Origin of the sequence: Isoptericola sp. NPDC057191 (assembly GCF_042670225.1) — a bacterium.
Lineage (GTDB): Bacteria > Actinomycetota > Actinomycetes > Actinomycetales > Cellulomonadaceae > Isoptericola.
Map to the genome: position 1 here is coordinate 1 of NZ_JBHUWC010000088.1, position 16,149 is coordinate 16,149.

At 74.8% G+C, this 16,149-nt stretch carries 13 protein-coding genes; 6 read left to right on the forward strand and 7 right to left on the reverse strand.

Translation table 11 applies throughout. The annotated features are described in order from the left end of the window. The coding region (gene rnc / locus ACFT55_RS12180; RefSeq protein WP_380244099.1) for a ribonuclease III at positions 1–727 on the forward strand (727 nt) is incomplete at its 5' end. Continuing rightward, positions 720–1,655: a bifunctional DNA-formamidopyrimidine glycosylase/DNA-(apurinic or apyrimidinic site) lyase gene (gene mutM / locus ACFT55_RS12185; protein WP_380244100.1), complete on the forward strand. Its 936-nt coding sequence runs from the start codon at positions 720–722 to the stop codon at positions 1,653–1,655. The genes rnc and mutM, both read left to right, overlap by 8 nt. Before the next feature lie 36 nt (positions 1,656–1,691). On the opposite strand, the gene ACFT55_RS12190 is transcribed toward mutM, so the two are convergent. Next, complete coding sequence (locus ACFT55_RS12190; RefSeq protein WP_380244101.1) at positions 1,692–2,630, reverse strand: NAD(P)-dependent oxidoreductase; 939 nt, start codon at positions 2,628–2,630, stop codon at positions 1,692–1,694. A gap of 123 nt (positions 2,631–2,753) precedes the next feature. On the opposite strand from ACFT55_RS12190, the gene ACFT55_RS12195 reads away from it, so the two are divergent. The 4 genes from ACFT55_RS12195 to ACFT55_RS12210 are packed head-to-tail and all read left to right on the forward strand — an operon-like array spanning position 2,754 to position 7,804. Then, positions 2,754–4,301, forward strand: a complete 1,548-nt coding sequence (locus ACFT55_RS12195; protein ID WP_380244102.1) for an APC family permease — start codon at positions 2,754–2,756, stop codon at positions 4,299–4,301. A 1-nt stretch (position 4,302) separates the two neighbouring features. Further along, positions 4,303–4,836: a hypothetical protein gene (locus ACFT55_RS12200; protein WP_380244103.1), complete on the forward strand. Its 534-nt coding sequence runs from the start codon at positions 4,303–4,305 to the stop codon at positions 4,834–4,836. Next, entirely contained in the window at positions 4,836–6,203 is a 1,368-nt protein-coding gene (locus ACFT55_RS12205) for a dipeptidase (protein ID WP_380244104.1), read from the forward strand. The genes ACFT55_RS12200 and ACFT55_RS12205 overlap by 1 nt, the downstream gene beginning before the upstream one ends. Continuing rightward, positions 6,200–7,804: a phytoene desaturase family protein gene (locus ACFT55_RS12210; RefSeq protein ID WP_380244105.1), complete on the forward strand. Its 1,605-nt coding sequence runs from the start codon at positions 6,200–6,202 to the stop codon at positions 7,802–7,804. Before ACFT55_RS12205 ends, ACFT55_RS12210 begins: the two co-directional genes overlap by 4 nt. Here the strand turns inward: ACFT55_RS12210 and ACFT55_RS12215 are convergent. From ACFT55_RS12215 to ACFT55_RS12240, 6 genes are read right to left on the reverse strand one after another with little or no spacing between them, the layout of a single operon-like run. Further along, complete coding sequence (locus ACFT55_RS12215; protein WP_380244106.1) at positions 7,801–8,556, reverse strand: ABC transporter permease; 756 nt, start codon at positions 8,554–8,556, stop codon at positions 7,801–7,803. The genes ACFT55_RS12210 and ACFT55_RS12215 overlap by 4 nt on opposite strands. After that, positions 8,553–9,473, reverse strand: a complete 921-nt coding sequence (locus tag ACFT55_RS12220; RefSeq protein WP_380244107.1) for an ABC transporter ATP-binding protein — start codon at positions 9,471–9,473, stop codon at positions 8,553–8,555. Before ACFT55_RS12220 ends, ACFT55_RS12215 begins: the two co-directional genes overlap by 4 nt. Before the next feature lie 34 nt (positions 9,474–9,507). Beyond that, positions 9,508–11,298 carry a thiol reductant ABC exporter subunit CydC gene (gene cydC, locus ACFT55_RS12225; RefSeq protein ID WP_380244108.1) on the reverse strand — a complete coding sequence of 597 codons (1,791 nt, stop codon included), beginning with the start codon at positions 11,296–11,298 and terminating at the stop codon, positions 9,508–9,510. After that, positions 11,295–13,037, reverse strand: coding sequence for a thiol reductant ABC exporter subunit CydD (gene cydD, locus ACFT55_RS12230; protein WP_380244109.1), 1,743 nt, complete (start codon positions 13,035–13,037; stop codon positions 11,295–11,297). The genes cydC and cydD overlap by 4 nt, the downstream gene beginning before the upstream one ends. A gap of 43 nt (positions 13,038–13,080) precedes the next feature. Continuing rightward, positions 13,081–14,130 (reverse strand): cytochrome d ubiquinol oxidase subunit II, encoded by a 1,050-nt coding sequence (gene cydB / locus ACFT55_RS12235; protein WP_380244110.1) that lies wholly within the window; start codon positions 14,128–14,130, stop codon positions 13,081–13,083. Positions 14,131–14,172: 42 nt separating this feature from the next. Beyond that, the gene (locus ACFT55_RS12240) at positions 14,173–15,675 is read right to left on the reverse strand and encodes a cytochrome ubiquinol oxidase subunit I (RefSeq protein WP_380244111.1); all 1,503 of its coding nucleotides are present in this window, start codon (positions 15,673–15,675) and stop codon (positions 14,173–14,175) included. Between the last annotated feature and the right edge of the window lie 474 nt (positions 15,676–16,149).

The following is a 16,149-nucleotide window of genomic DNA, read 5'->3' on the forward strand; positions in this document are numbered from 1 at the left end:
CCTCCACCGCCCGCAGCCGACAGCTCGACACGAGCCCCTCGGGGCCAAGACCGACCCCGAGCTTCTCGTGCTTGCCCTGACGCACCGCTCGTTCGCGCACGAGGCCGGGGGCATCCCGACCAACGAGCGGCTCGAGTTCCTGGGCGACACCGTCCTGGGCCTGGTCGTCACGGAGGCGCTGTACCGGCGCCACCCGGACCACTCCGAGGGTGAGCTCGCCAAGATGCGCGCGGCCACGGTGTCGCAGCGCGCGCTCGCCGCCGTCGCGCGCCGCCTCGACCTCGGCAGCTACGTGCTGCTCGGCAAGGGCGAGATCCGCACGCGAGGCTTCGACAAGGACTCCATCCTGTCGGACACCGTCGAGTCGCTGATCGGCGCGACCTACCTGTCGCACGGCCTGGAGCCGGCGCGCGAGCTGGTGCACCGGCTCGTCGACAGCACCCTCGCGGCGGCCGCCGACCTCGGCGCCGGGCTCGACTGGAAGACGTCGCTGCAGGAGGCGGCTGCGGAGCGCGGCTTCGGCGCCCCGGTGTACGAGGTGCGGGGCGACGGCCCGGAGCACGCCCGTGTCTTCCACGCGCAGGTGGCCGCCGGCCCCGTGCTCGGCCTCGGCACCGGCACCGCGAAGAAGCACGCCGAGCAGGCGGCCGCGGAGGAGGCGTACCACGCCCTCCAGGCGCTCCCGCTCCCCGGGAGCCCCTCCACGGCCGACGCCGCCGGTGCCTGAGCTCCCCGAGGTCGAGACCGTCCGGGACGGCCTCGACCGCCTGGTGGTGGGCGCCGTCGTGCGCGACGCCGAGGTGTTCCGCGACTACTCCGTGCGCCGCCACGACGGCGGCCCCGTCTCCTTCGTGGACCAGGTGCGCGGCCGGCGTCTGGACGCCGCCGTCCGCCGGGGCAAGTTCCTCTGGCTGCCGCTCGGCGGCACGACGGCGGCCTCTCCCGACGGGTCTGCGCTCCTGGCGCACCTCGGCATGTCCGGCCAGCTCCTCGTGCGCGACCCGGAGGTGGCGGGGGACTGGGCGCACCCGCACCTGCGTGTCCGCCTGCACCTGGACGACGCGCCGAGCGGTGCCGAGCTCCTCGACTTCGTCGACCAGCGCACGTTCGGCCACCTGTCGGTGGTGGACCTGGAACCGACACCCGACGGTGCGCCGGGCGGCCTCGGCAGCGACCTCCCGGCCGTCCCGGAGCCGGTCGCGCACATCGGCCGCGACCCCCTGGACCCGGCCTTCGACGTGGACGCGGTCGTGGCCGCGGTGCGCCGCCGGCGCACCGGGATCAAGCGCGCGCTGCTCGACCAGACCCTGCTGTCCGGCGTCGGCAACATCTACGCGGACGAGGCGCTGTGGCGCGCACGGCTGCACTTCGCCCGCGCCACCGACCGGCTGCGGCCGGCGGAGGTACGCCGGGCCCTCGACGCCGCCACGGAGGTCATGACGGAGTCCCTCGCGCAGGGCGGCACCAGCTTCGACGCGCTGTACGTCAACGTCAACGGCGAGTCCGGGTACTTCGCGCGGGGCCTCGCGGCCTACGGGCGCGCGGGCGAGCCGTGCCCGCGCTGCGGGACGCCGATCCGGCGCGACGCGTTCATGAACCGCTCGTCGTACACCTGCCCGGTCTGCCAGCCGCGCCCGCGCAGCGGCCGCTGGTAGCCGGTCCCTCCCGCGGGACCCGCGCCGGCGGGGCGCTCAGCGCGCCACGACGTTGCGCAGCCCGGCCGCGCCGTCGGCCAGCCACGCCGTCAGCTGCGCGGAGACGAACTCCGCCGCCCCCTGGGGACGGCCGCCCGCGACGTGCGGCGTGAGGATCAGGTGCGGCGCGTCCCACAGCGGCGAGCCCTCCGGCAGGGGCTCGGTCTCGGTGACGTCCAGCGCGGCGCCGGCGAGCGCGCCGCCGCGCAGCGCGGCGACCAGCGCGTCCTCGTCCACCGTGGCACCTCGGCCGGCGTTGACGAACCGGGCGTGGTCCGGGAGCAGGCCGAGGACGCGCGCGTCGAGGGCGTGGTGGGTCGCCTCCGTGGCGGGCAGCAGGGAGATCAGCACGTCGGTGGTCGGAGCCACCTCGTCGATCGAGGACACGACCGGGAAGCCGTAGCGCTCGCCCGCCGACGACGCCACGCCGGTCACCCGCGCCCCGAGGGCGGCGAGGAGCGGGGCGAGCACGGCGGCGATGGAGCCGAACCCCCAGACGGTGACGCGCGCGCCGCTCAGCGTGAACAGCTGCTCCTCGCGCGCCTGCTCGCGGCCGAGGTCGCGGTCCCACGTGTGCTCCCGCTGGGCGGCGAGCGTGCGGTCGAGCCGGCGGACCGACGCGAGCACCAGCGCGAGGGTGTGCTCGGCGACGGTCGCGTCGTGCAGGGAGCGGCCGGACGAGATCACCACGTCCGGCGCGAACCCGGCCGCGAGCGCCTGGTCAGGGCCCGCGTTGAGCGTCTGGACCCAGCGCAGGCGGGTCAGGCGGCGCGCGGCGTCCTCCAGCACCCGCTGGGGGCTGGACCACGTGACGAGGGCGTCGGCGTCCGTGTGCTCCTCGGGCACCGGGTCGCGCATGACGTAGCGCGCCACCTCCACGCCCGGCACGTCGATCGTCAGGTCGAAGGGCACGTTGCCCGGCACGAGGATCTTCACGCCTGGCGACGCTAGCAGCCCGGACGGCGGGGAGGTGCGGCGTTCGTGGTGCGGCCCGTGACCTGCCCCCATATCGTCGTGCCGTCCGGCGGGTGCCGGACGGCGGGGTGTCGGGAGGTCGGCATGACGACGTCGGGGACAGGTGCCGGGGGCGCGGGCTCGGGTGCGGGGACGATCGACGGCCCGCCGCCCACGCGGGAGCAGGTGCGCCGCGCGATGACGGCGCGCACGCCGCGGAACTACATCACGTGGCTGACGTTGGCGTTCATGATCACGTCGTCGGTGGCGAGCCTGCGGGCGGCGCCGACGATGGCGGTCTACGGGCTCGCGGCGGTGTTCCTGTACGTGGTCCCGGCGATCGTGTTCCTGCTGCCGACGTCGCTCGTCTCGGCGGAGCTCGCCTCGGGCTGGTCGGGAGGCGTCTACCGGTGGGTGGCGGAGGGGCTGTCCAAGCCGCTGGGGTTCCTGGCCGTGTGGTGCCAGTTCGCGATGACGATCTTCTACTACCCGAGCCTGCTCGGGTACGTGGCGAGCACGCTCGCGTACGTCATCAACCCGGCGCTGGCGTCGAACGGCGTGTACGTGGCGATCGTCATCATCGTCATCTACTGGGCCGGGGTGTGGGTGTCGTCCCAGGGCACGAAGACGGTCGCGGGCCTGTCGAGCGCGGGGCTGATCATCGGCACGCTGGTCCCGGCGGCGATCCTCGTGGTGCTGGGGATGGTGTTCCTCGGCCAGGGCAACGCGTCGGCCGCGCCGATGGACTCCTCGCACCTGCTGCCGCAGTGGACCGGTATCGCCTCGCTGGTGCTCATCGTGAACAACTTCCTGTCGTACGCCGGCATGGAGATGAACTCGGTGCACGTGACCTCGTTGCGCGACCCGGCCAAGGAGTTCCCGCGGTCGATGTTCCTCGCGATCGGCCTGGTGCTGCTGATCTTCATCCTCCCGGCGGTCGCGATCAGCTGGGTGATCCCGGCCGACCAGCTCTCCCTCACCGCGGGCGTGATGCAGGCGTTCGACGCGTTCTTCGCCAACTTCGGGGTCTCGTGGCTGACGCCGATCCTGGGGCTGATGCTCATCGCCGCGTCGATCGGCGGCATGCTGACGTGGCTCGCCGGGCCGTCGAAGGGGCTGCTGACGGTGGCGCGCGAGGAGGGCTACATGCCGCCCTTCCTGCAGCAGCTGAACAAGCACGGCGTGCAGCAGAACATCCTCGTGGCGCAGGGGGTGTTCACCACGGTCATCGCGCTGCTGTACGCGTTCATCCCGGACGTCTCCAGCGCCTACTGGATCCTGTCGGTGATCACCACGCAGGTGTACCTGATCATGTACCTGCTGCTGTTCGTGGCTGCGTTGCGGCTGCGCCGGACGGCGCCCGACCATCCCCGCGGCTACCGGGCGCCGGCGCTCGGCCTGCTGTGCGTGGTGGGGTTCCTCGCCTCGGTCGCCGCCCTCGTGATCGGCTTCGTGCCGCCAGCGCAGTTCTCCAGCGGGTCCGGGGGCACGTACTTCCTCATCGTGGGCGGCGGGCTCGGTGTCATCGGCCTGCTGATCCCGTGGCTGTTCCTGCGGTTGCGCAAGCCGTCCTGGCGGCAGCCTTCGGCCGAGACGACGGACGGCACGACGGACGACGCGACGGGCGGCGCGGCCGCCGGGACGGAGGCGTGAGATGACCACGACGACGCCGTCGCACGAGCCCGAGCCCGGCGCCCCCGGCCGACGACGCTGGATCACGTACACCGCGGCCGCGATCCTGGTGCTGGTGCTCGGCGCGATCATGATGATCCAGTTCGCCGGCCACCAGGACCGGCAGGACGAGCGGGAGGCCGAGCAGAAGGCCGCGACCCTGCACGCGGCGTTCGCCGACATCGGGATCACGGCCTTCTCCGAGGAGACCATCGCCCGCGTCCTCGGCTCGGACGGCGGTGGGTTCTGCACCGATCCGGCCGCTCTCGTCGACGCCACCGCGAACCTCGGCGCGTCGAACGGCGCGGCCGGGCCGGGTCTGCGCCCGTCGGTCCTGGACGAGCGTCGCCTCCAGGGCGACCGCCTGGTCATCGAGACGTACTGCCCCGAGCAGCTGGACGCGTTCGAGGCGTACGTCGACTCCCTCAACCTCGACTCGACGACCAACTCGACGACCAGCTCGACGACCAGCTCGACGACCACGCAGTCCACCGGCGCCAGCTCCCAGGAGACCTGATGACCACCAGCCCTGACCCGCAGGCCGTGCGGGCCGCCGTCGCCCCGCTGATGCCGCGCGCGCTGGACGACCTGCGCACGCTCGTGGCCATCCCGTCCGTCGCGGACGAGCGCCTGTACCCGCGGGCCGAGTGCGAGCGGGCGGCGCAGTGGGTGGTGGACGCGTTCCGCGCCGAGGGCATCGACGACGCCCGCCGGGAACGCACCCCGGACGGCTCGGACGTCGTGGTGGGGTACCGGCCGGGTCCGCCCGGCGCGCCGACGGTGCTCCTGTACGCGCACTACGACGTGCAGCCGCCGCTCGACGACGCGGCGTGGACGACGCCCCCGTTCGAGCTGACGGAACGGGACGGCCGGCTCTACGGCCGGGGGGCCGCCGACTGCAAGGGGAACGTCGTCACCCACCTCACGGCGCTGCGGGCGCTGCGCTCGCTGGTGGGCGACGACCTGCCGGTGGGCGTGCGGATCGTGATCGAGGGCTCGGAGGAGCAGGGCACGGGGGGCCTGGACCGTTGGGTCGAGGACCACCCGGGCGCCCTCGCGGCCGACGCCATGCTGGTGCAGGACACCGGCAACGCGCGGCTCGGCCTGCCGACGCTCACCGTGTCGCTGCGTGGCGCCACGACGGTCGTGCTGCACGTCGAGGCCCTCGAGGGGGAGATCCACTCCGGCATGTTCGGCGGGGCCGCGCCCGACGCCCTCGCCGCCCTGGTCGCGATCCTGGCCACCCTGCGCGACGCCGAGGGGAACACGACGATCGACGGTGTGGACGCGACGGGCACGTGGCCCGGCGTGCCGTACGACGCCGAGGCCTTCCGCGCCGACGCGGGCGCGCTCCCCGGCACCACCCTGCTGGGCGACGGCGCGGTCGCCGACATGCTGTGGGCCCGGCCGGCCCTGACGATCCTCGGCATCGACGCGCCGTCGGTCGTCGGCTCGGCGGCCGCGATCCAGCCGCGGGCCGCCGCCCGGCTCAACCTGCGGGTGCCGCCCGGCGCCGACGCGCAGGACCTCCAGGACAAGCTGGTCGCCCACCTCGAGGCGCACGCGCCGTGGGGCGTGCGCGTGACCGTGGAGCGCGACGCCGTCGGGCAGCCGTTCGCCGCACGCACGGACGGGCACGTCTTCGAGACGCTGTCCACGGCGCTCGCGGACGCCTACGGGCAGGCCACGGTGACGGCCGGTCAGGGCGGGTCGATCCCGCTGTGCAACATCCTCGCGAGCCAGTACCCCGACGCCGCGATCGTGCTGCTCGGCGTCGAGGAGCCGGCCTGCCTGATCCACGCGCCGAACGAGAGCGTGCACCCGAGCGAGATCGAGCACCTCGCCGTGGGCGAGGCGCTCTTCCTGGCGCGGCTCGGCGGATGACGACCCTCGCCGCGCGCTACGACGCCGTCGTGGTGGGCGGCGGGCACAACGGGCTGACCGCAGCCGCGTACCTGGCCCGCGCCGGGCGCGACGTGCTGGTGCTGGAGCGTCTCGACCACGTGGGCGGTGCGGCCGTGTCCGCGGCGGTGTTCCCCGGCGTGCAGGCGCGCTTGTCGCGCTACTCCTACCTGGTGTCGCTCCTGCCGCCCGTGATCGTGCGCGAGCTGAGGCTGCCGGTGGCGCTGCGTCGCCGGCGCTTCTCGTCGTACACGCCGGTGGGGGACGCGGGGCTGCTCGTCGACACCGCGGACGACGCCGCCACCCGGGCGTCGTTCGCCGCGGTCGGCGCGCCCGCGGCCGACCACGCCGCGTGGGCCGGCTGGTACGCGGCCACCGGCCGCCTCGCCCGCCGGCTGTTCCCCACGCTCACGGAGCCGCTGCGGTCGCGGGCCCAGGCTCGCGCGCTGGTGGACGACGACGCCACGTGGGACGCGCTCGTCGAGCGTCCGCTGGGGGAGGCCCTGCGCGCCCGGTTCGGGTCGGACGTCGTGCGGGGTGTGGTCGCGACCGACGGCCTCATCGGCACCTTCGCGGACCTGGACGAGGCGTCGCTGGTCCAGAACCGCTGCTACCTCTACCACGTGGCCGGGGGCGGCACGGGGGACTGGGACGTCCCGGTGGGCGGTATGGGCGCGGTGTCCGGGGCGCTGCGCGACGCCGCCCTCGCGGCCGGGGCGACGGTCGTCACGCGCGCCGCCGTGACCGCCGTCGACCCGGGCGGCGGCGGCGACGCCCGGATCGTGTGGACCGACGACGACGGCCGCGAGCAGGAGGTCGCGGCGGCCACCGTGCTGTGCGGCGCGGCACCGGACGTCCTCGACGACCTCCTGGCCGCCGGCGGGGCGGCACCCTCCGGCCGGGCGACGCCCGCGCCGCCCGAGGGCGCCCAGCTCAAGGTCAACATGCTGCTGCGCCGGTTGCCGCGGCTGCGCGACGCCGTCGACCCGGTGGCGGCGTTCAGCGGGACGTTGCACGTCAACGAGTCGTTCGACCAGCTCCAGGCCGCGCACGCGGACGCTGCGGCGGGCCGGGTGCCCGCCCTCCCGCCGTGCGAGATCTACTGCCACTCGCTCACCGACCCGTCGATCCTCGGGGACGACCTGCGCGCGTCCGGCGCCCAGACCCTCACGCTCTTCGGCCTGCACATGCCGGCGCGGCTGTTCCGGGCCGACGACCCGGCCGCGCACGACGACGCACGGGAACGGGCCCTGGCCGCGACGCTCGCCTCCCTCGACTCGGTGCTCGCGGAACCCGTCGAGGACGTGCTGCTGCGCGACGCCGCCGGCCGGCCGTGCCTGGAGGCGCGCACCCCCACCGACCTGCAGCGAGACGTCGGGCTGCCGGGCGGCCACATCTTCCACCGGGACCTGTCGTGGCCGTGGGCCGAGGACGACGGCCTGGACCGGCCGGGGTCGTGGGGTGTCGAGACCGTGCACCCGCGGGTGCTGCTCGCCGGGGCGGGCGCGCGGCGCGGCGGGGGAGTGAGCGGTGTCCCCGGCCGCGCCGCGGCGATGGCGGTGCTCGGCGAAGGGCGGCGCTAGCGGATCTCCGCCCGCAGCAGACGCCGCATGCCGACGACGAGGGGCACGCCGATCCACACGAGGCTCGCCGTGCCGAGCTGCGCCCACTGCTCGCCCGTGACGTCCGGCGCGGTCAGCATGCTCATCGCGAGGCTCAGGTCGAGCCAGGTGCCGTGCGCGGCCCACCACGGCGCCAGGCTCGCGACCAGCCCGGACAGCGACGGCAGGACGAGCATGAACCCGAGGTAGGCGACCAGCGCGGGCGCCGACGCCCGGATCAGCACCGCGAACCCGAAGCCGACGGCCAGCGCGACCACGTTGAGCAGCACGGCCCGCCCGGTCTGCTCCAGGGTCAGGTCCCACACGGGGGAGATGCCGCGGAACGCGGACGCGGCGACGGTCCCCCCGGCGGCCGCGACGAGCTCCACGGCGCCGGCGAGCAGCGCCACCGTCACGGCGGCGACGCCCTTCGCGACGACGACCCGCCCGCGCCGGGGGACCAGCGCGAACGTCGTCAGGGCGCTGCGCTGGTTCCACTCGCTCGTCACGGCGAGCACGGCCACCATCGGCAGCACGAGCTGCATCGGGAACGCGATCATGCGCGTGAACGACGCGAAGGTGACCTCGTCGTCGCGTCCCCACACGGTCACGGCCCCCACCACCAGCGCGGCGACGAGCGCGACCGAGATCAGCAGCCAGGCGCCCGCGCGGGTGTCGAGCATCTTGCGCACCTCGACGTCCACGAGGCGGGTCATCGGGATCGTGGCCCTCATGCCGCCGCCCCCTCGGTCAGCACCGGTGCGGGGTCGCGCTGGTCGTCGGAGGTGAGCTGGAGGAACATCTCCTCCAGGCCCGCGCCGTCGGCGGGCCGCAGCTCGGTGACCGCGAGCCCTGCGGCGAAGGCCACGCGTCCGGCGGTCGCGAGGTCGGCGTCCGTCGCGACGGCTCCGTCCGCCGTCGGCGCGACCTGGAACCCGGCGTCGCCGAGGGCCGCACCGAGCGCCGCGCCGTCGTCGGAGCGCACGAGCGTCCCGACCCCCGCGAGCAGCTCGCGGGTGGTCCCGGCGGCGACGACGCGGCCGCGGCCGATCATCACGATGTCGTCGGCGATCATCTCGATCTCGGCCAGCAGGTGGCTGGACAGCAGCACCGTGCCGCCGTCGTCCGCGAAGCCGCGCAGGAGGTCGCGCATCCAGCGGATGCCCGCCGGGTCGAGGCCGTTCGCGGGCTCGTCGAGGACGAGCACGTCCGGCGCGCCCAGGAGCGCCGTGGCGATCCCGAGCCGCTGCCGCATGCCCAGGGAGTAGTCGCGCACCCGGCGCCGGCCTTCCGCGCGGGTCAGGCCGACGAGGTCGAGCACCGCGTCCACCCGGGCGGCGGGCAGCCCCATCGTGCGCTGGGCCAGCACCAGGGTCTCGCGGCCCGTGCGACCGCCGTGCTGCGCCGACGCGTCGAGCAGCACCCCGACCTCCAGGCCAGGGTTGGGCAGGTCGGCGTAGCGGCGTCCCAGCACGGTCGCGGTGCCCGACGTCGGTGCGGCGAGACCCGTCAGGAGCCGCAGCGTGGTGGACTTCCCCGCGCCGTTCGGTCCGAGGAAGCCGGTGACCCGGCCCGGGCGCGCCGTGAAGGAGACGTCGTCGACGGCCGTGAAGCCGCCGTACCGCTTGGTCAGGGACTCGATGGTGATCACACCAGGACGCTAGCGGCGGCCTCCGGGCGCGTCGTCATCCCTGGGGAGGACTGGCGAGGGCGTGCTCCTGCCGCGCCGCCCAGGCGTAGTCCGGCACGTCGCGCCGCAGCTCGTCGTGCGTGCCGCGCGCGACGACCCCCGCCGTCCCGTCCGCCGTGCCACCCGCAGCGGCGCCGCCCAGCAGCAGCACCTCGTCGGCGGCCGCCAGCGGGGTGAGGCGGTGCGACGCGAGCACGACCGCCCGCCCGGTGGTGCGCGCGTGCGCCACCAGCGTCGCGACCAGGGCGTCGGCCGTGGCGGCGTCGAGGTGCTCCGCGGGCTCGTCGACCAGCAGCACGCGCGCCGGGGCGAGCAGCGCCCTGGCGACGAGCAGGCGGCGACGCTCGCCGCCGGAGACGTCGGCGCCGTCGGGCCCGAGCATGGCGTCGAGACCGTCCGGCAGCCCTGCGAGCCAGCGGTCGAGGCCGACGGCGGCGAGCGTGCTCCGGGCGTCGTCGGGCGTCACGTCGGGGCGGGCCACCCGAAGGTTCTCCAGCACCGTCGTGCCGAAGAGGTGCCCGTCCTCCGCGACGAACAGCGTGCCGTCCGGCGTGGCGCGGACGTGTCCGGTGCGGGCCGGGAGCAGCCCGGCGGCCGTGAGGAGCAGCGTCGTCTTGCCGACGCCGGACGGGCCGGCGAGCGCGACCACCGCGCCCGGCCGGAGGGTGAGGTCCACGTCGGCCACGACGGCGCGGTCCGCCCATCCCGCGCCGACCCCGTCGAGCTCCAGCAGCGCGTGCGCCCCGTCCGGCGGGGGCGGCGTCTCGGGAGGCCGGGCGCCCGACGGGTCGGGCAGGAGGGCGACCAGGCGGCGGGCGGCCTCGCGCGAACGGCGCAGCTGGACGGCGGCCGCGGGCAGCGTCGAGGTGGCCTCGAAGACGGCGAGCGGCGTGAGGACCACGACCGCCAGCTCGACGGGCGCCAGGGCGCCTGCCGCGACGGCCGGGATGCCGAGCAGCAGCGAGCACAGCACGGCGAGGGTCTGTGCCCCCGCGTCGATGGCCGCCGACGTCCCGGAGATGCGAGCGCCGTCGTGGGTGGAGCGGGTGAGCCGCGCGTCGGCGTCCCGCAGCCCGGCCAGGCGGCCGTCGAGGCGTCCGGCCACACGGAGCTGCTGCCCGTGCTCCAGCACCTCCAGCGCGCGTGCGGTGACCTCCGCCCGCGCCTCGGCGCCCCGCCGCTCGACGGACGCCGCCGCGCGCGAGGCCAGCCACGGCGCCAGCACGCCGGTGAGCAGCAGGCAGCCGAGCAGGGTGAGACCCGCGGCGGGCAGGAACGCGCCCACCAGGACCACCGATCCGAGCCCGACCCCGACCGCCACCCCGGCGGGGATCAGCGCCCGCACGACGACGTCGCCCACCGCGTCCACGTCCGCGCCGACCCTGGCCAGCAGGTCGCCGCGGCGCAGCGCCACCACCCGGGTGACGGGGCCGCGCGCGAGGGCGTCGTAGAGGTTGGCGCGCAGGGCGGCCATGCCGCGCAGCGCCACGTCGTGGGAGGCGAGGCGCTCCAGGTAGCGCAGCACGCCCCGCCCGGTGCCGAACGCGCGCACCGCCACGACCGCGACCGACAGCTGCAGCACCGGGGGCATCTGGGAGGCGCGGGCGATCAGCCACGCCGCCGTGGCGGCCAGCCCCACCGAGAACCCCAGGGCGAGCGTGCCGAGCACGACCGCCCGCAGCACACGGGTCCAGCGCACCTCGAGCATCGGCAGCACCCGGCGCAAGGGGTCACGGGACGGCAGAGCCGCCGGCCGCCGGGTGGGCTCCTGGACCGCCAGGCTCATCGGGTCACCACCTCCGCGTCGTCCGCCTCGACCCGTCGAGCGGCGACGTCGACCACCTGGTCGGCGAGCGCCAGCAGGGACGCGCGGTGCGCGACGACGAGCACGGTGCGGCCTGTGTCGCGCCAGGCGCGCACGGTGTCGAGCACCACCTGCTCCCCGCGGGCGTCGAGGTGCGCGGTGGGTTCGTCGAGCACCACCAGCGGCGGGGGAGCAGCGCCGTCCGCTCCGTCGAGCAGGGCGGAGGTGAGGGCGACGCGCTGCCGCTGCCCGACGCTCAGCCCGGTGCCGCCCAGGCCCACGGGGGTGTCCCAGCCGTGCGGCAGCGCGTCGACGACGGCGTCCAGCCCGGTGGTGCGCGCCGCCGCCGCCAGGGTGTCCGCGCCGGTGTCGCGGCCGTCGGTCACGGCGTCGCGCAGGGTCCCGGGCGCGAGGCTGGGGCGCTGCGGCACCCACGTGACCTGCGGCCACCAGGTCGCCGGGTCGACCTCGGCCAGGTCGATCGGGGTGGCACCGTCGACATCGACGAGCACCCGGCCCTCGTCGGGGCGCAGCAGCCCGAGCAGCACGAGCGCGGTCGTCGTCTTGCCTGCCCCGCTGGGGCCGCGCAGCGCCACCACCCGGCCGCCGCCGGGGCGGCCGGTGCCGAGCGGGACGCGCGCGGTGAGACCGGCGGGGGCTGTGACGTCGCGGTCACCGGCGCGCACGCCGACGCCGTCGAGCACGAGGGTCGTGCCCGCCAGGGGCGGGGCGGCCACGGTGCCCGCGACCGGCAGCGGCTGGTCGAGGACGGCGAAGGCCCGGTCGGCGGCGGCCAGCCCGTCCGTCGAGGCGTGGAACTCGGCGCCGACGCGGCGCAGCGGCAGGTACACCTCGGGCGCGAGGACGAGGACCGCGATCGCGGGCACGAGGGCGATCATCCCCTCGACCAGGCGCAGGCCGACGCCTACCGCGACGATCGCCACCGAGAGCGTGGTGAGGAGCTCGAGCACCATCCCGGACAGGAACGCGATCCGCAGGGTGCCCATGGTCGCGCGGCGCGACGCGTCGCCGAGGGCGCGCACCCGGGCGCCGGGCCCGATCTCGCGCCCGAAGGCGCGCAGGGTCGGCAGCCCGGCGAGCAGGTCGAGCACCTGCGCCCCCAGCCGCTCGATGCTGCGCAGGCGGCGCTCCGAGGCGCCCGCGGTCATCACCCCCACCAGCCACATGAACAGCGGCACCAGCGGCAGCGTCACCACGCAGATCAGCGCGGAGACCCAGTCGAGCCCGAGCACGACGAGCACGAGCGCCGGCGTGAGGATCGCGGTGAGCAGCAGCTGCGGCAGGTACCGCACGAGGTACGGCGCCAGGTCGTCCAGGCCTCGCGTGGCCAGCGTGGCGGTCGCGGCGGACGACTCGCCGGCGGGTCGCGGCCCGAGCGCCACGGTGTGCGCCACGACCTGCTCGCGCAGCTCGGCGACGACGTCGGCAGCCGCCTTCTGCGCGTACCGCTCCTGGGCCCAGGCGATGCCTGCGCGCGCCGCCAGCGCCACGACCAGCAGGCCGAGCCACGGCGTGACGTCGGCGAGCACGAGGGGCGTGCCCGCGCTGCCGGCGGTGACGGCGGGACCGAGGGAGTGCGCGATCGCGAACGCCTGCACGACGACGGCGCCCGCGGCGGCGACGCCGAGCGCGGCGGTCAGGGCGACGTACCACCGCGCCGCGCGGGCGCGGCGCAGCAGGCGCGGGTCGAGAGGCTTCACGGGAGCAGGCTAGGGCTGGGCACGGACGAGGGCGGCCGGTGCGTCAGAACGCCGCCTCCTTGATCTTCTGCCACGACAGCCCGGCGGGGGCGGGGATGTCCTTCGTGGACAGCCGGCGCCGGAACACCCAGTACGTCCACGCCTGGTAGGCGATGACGAGCGGGGTGAGGACCACCGCCACCCAGGACATGACGGTCAGGGTGTACGGCGTGGACGAGGCCTCGGCGACCGTGAGCGGCACCCCGTCCCCGAGGGCGGGGATGACGTCGGGGTACATGGAACCGAAGATCAGCACGACGGCGCTCGCGATGGCCACGGCGGACAGGGTGAACGCCACCCCTTCGCGCCGGGCCCGTGTGGCGACGACGACCCCCACGAGCGCGAGCGCGGCGACCGCCACGGGGACCCACGTCCACGCGACCGAGTAGGCGACCTGCGCCCAGACGGCCCACCCGCCGGCCACGACCAGGGCGACGACCGCCAGCGCGGACGCCAGCCGCCCGGCGCGCTCGCGGACCTCGCCGTCGGTCTTGAGCGCGACGAACACGCTGCCGTGCAGCAGGAACAGGACGAGCGTGGTCAGGCCGCCCGCCAGCGCGAACGGGTTGAGCAGCGCCCAGAACCCGCCCACGTACTGGAAGGACTCGTCGAGCAGCAGGCCGCGCACGAGGTTGCCGAACGCCACGCCCCACATGACCGCCGGGACCCACGAGCCGAACTGGATCGCGAGGTCGCAGCGGCGCGCCCAGCGGGCGTCGGCGATCTTGCCGCGGTACTCGAACGCGACACCGCGGGCGACGAGCCCGAGCAGGATGATCAGCAGCGGGATGTAGAAGCCCGAGAACATCGTGGCGTACCACTCCGGGAACGCCGCGAAGGTCGCGCCGCCGGCGGTGAGCAGCCACACCTCGTTGCCGTCCCACACGGGGCCGATCGTGTTGATGAGGACGCGGCGCTCGGAGTCGCGCTGCTCCTTGGTGCCGCGCGGCAGGATCGACAGCAGCATGCCGACGCCGAAGTCGAAGCCCTCGAGCACGAGGTACCCGGTCCACAGCACGGCGATGATGACGAACCAGAGGATCGCGAGGTCCATGGGTCTCCCAGCTCTCGTTCTCGATGCTTGAAAGTGCGGCGCTCAGTACGCGAAGGACAGCGGGCGGTCGGCGTCGTCGTCGGAGCTCTGGGCCTCCGGCGACTCGTCGCGGACCGAGGCGGGCACGCCCTCGATCGTGTACCGGTGCATGAGGCGGTACCAGACGACGGCGAGCAGCGCGTAGACCAGGGTGAGGGCGATCATCGACCCGAGGATCACGCCCCACGGCACGGCCGTGGACACGCCCCGCTCGGTGAGCAGCCGCACCTGGTCGATGCCGGAGGGGTTGGGCGCCACCACCCAGGGTTGCCGCCCGACCTCGGTGAAGATCCACCCGAAGGAGCAGGCGATGAAGGGCATGGGCAGGGCCAGGATGCCGAGCCGCCCGAGCCAGACGTTGTCGCTCACGCGTCCCTTGCGCGTCAGCCAGAGCGCGAGGAGGGCGAGGGCGGCGGAGAAGGCGGCGAACCCGATCATGAGCCGGAACGACCAGTAGGCGACGGCCAGCGGCGGGGTGTAGGTGACGGGGTCGCCCGACGCGGTGGTGTCGCCGTAGCGCTCGGTGTACTGCTCCTGGACGTCGTTGACGCCCGGGAGGAACGACTCCGGGCCGGAGAAGTGGCCGGTGCCCAGGTAGCTGGCGACGCCCGGCACGGTGAGGATGTGGCGCACGCCCTCGCAGCCCTCGTTGAGGTTGCCGATGGACAGGATCGAGAAGGCGGCGCCCTCCTCGCCCTCGCACAGGGCCTCGGCCGACGCCATCTTGCCGGGCTGCTGCTGGAACATGAGCTTGCCCTGGGTGTCGCCGGACCAGATGACGCCGGCCCCGGCGATGAGCATCACCCAGGCGCCGACGACGACGGCGGGCCGGTAGACGTTCCGCGCGGTCTCGACGTGCTCGGCCTTCCGGGTGCGGGCGAGCCGCACCATCCACCAGGCGGCGATGCCGCACACGAAGGTGCCGGCGGTGAGGAAGGCGGCGGTGATGGTGTGCGGGAAGGCGGCCCACAGCGTGCTGTTGGTGAGCACCGCGCCGATGGACTCCATCTCGGCGCGGCCCGTCTCGGCGTTGTAGATCGTGCCGACCGGGTGCTGCATCCAGGAGTTGGCGGCGAGGATGAAGAACGCGGACAGGTTGGTCGCGAGGGCGAACAGCCAGATGGCGGCCAGGTGGACCTTCTTCGAGACGCGGTCCCAGCCGAAGATCCACAGGCCGAGGAAGACGGACTCCACGAAGAAGGCGGCGAGCGCCTCCATCGCGAGGGGGGCACCGAAGACGTCGCCGACGAAGCGGGAGTACTCGCTCCAGGCCATCCCGAACTGGAACTCCTGCCAGATGCCGGTGACGACACCGAGCGCGAAGTTGATCAGCAGGAGCTTGCCGAAGAACTTGGTGAGGCGGAGCCAGCGCTCCTTCTTGGTGACGACCCACGCCGTCTGCATGCCGGCGACCAGGGGCGCGAGGCCGATGGTGAGCGGGACGAAGATGAAGTGGTAGACGGTGGTGATGGCGAACTGCCAGCGGGCCAGTGCGAGGGCGTCCACGGGTTCTCCTGAGGCTCGACCGGGTCGTCTTCCGACGGTAGGACCGCCAGCTCGGAAGCGCACGACCTCGGCGGATTCGGGTGTGGCCTTCGTGACCACCGCCCGGCTGGCGAGGTTCGTGAAGACTTTCACGATCTTGGTCGTGAAGGTCTTCACAAGTCAAGCCGGGTTCGGTCACGGCGCGTCGGACGGCGGCGTGTCACGCGGCGGGTCGCGCAGGGTGCGATACTGGTCCGAAGCCGTCCGGGCCCACATCCCGGGCCGGCCCACGAGCTCGCAGCACTCGCGATCCGCACGCGATGCCGCCGCCAGGCACGAGGCCAGGGGGCAGGCGTCCGCGAAGAGCGCGGTGCCGCAGCCGGAACCGAGACTTCCGTCGGCCGGGGCGCTGAGCAGCGCCACCGTCCGACGACGACCACCGGTGGTCCGCACGTGTGGGGGCGGGACCACCGGAGCTGGAGCGCCTTCCGTGAC

What these genes read in the sequence shown, in the direction of transcription:
- ACFT55_RS12215 (WP_380244106.1), bottom strand. Translation starts at nt 8,556, where the DNA reads ATGAGGGCCACGATCCCGATGACCCGCCTCGTGGACGTCGAGGTGCGC.
- ACFT55_RS12205 (WP_380244104.1), top strand. Translation starts at nt 4,836, where the DNA reads ATGACCACCAGCCCTGACCCGCAGGCCGTGCGGGCCGCCGTCGCCCCG.
- cydB (WP_380244110.1), bottom strand. Translation starts at nt 14,130, where the DNA reads ATGGACCTCGCGATCCTCTGGTTCGTCATCATCGCCGTGCTGTGGACC.
- ACFT55_RS12195 (WP_380244102.1), top strand. Translation starts at nt 2,754, where the DNA reads ATGACGACGTCGGGGACAGGTGCCGGGGGCGCGGGCTCGGGTGCGGGG.
- cydC (WP_380244108.1), bottom strand. Translation starts at nt 11,298, where the DNA reads ATGAGCCTGGCGGTCCAGGAGCCCACCCGGCGGCCGGCGGCTCTGCCG.
- ACFT55_RS12210 (WP_380244105.1), top strand. Translation starts at nt 6,200, where the DNA reads ATGACGACCCTCGCCGCGCGCTACGACGCCGTCGTGGTGGGCGGCGGG.
- ACFT55_RS12200 (WP_380244103.1), top strand. Translation starts at nt 4,303, where the DNA reads ATGACCACGACGACGCCGTCGCACGAGCCCGAGCCCGGCGCCCCCGGC.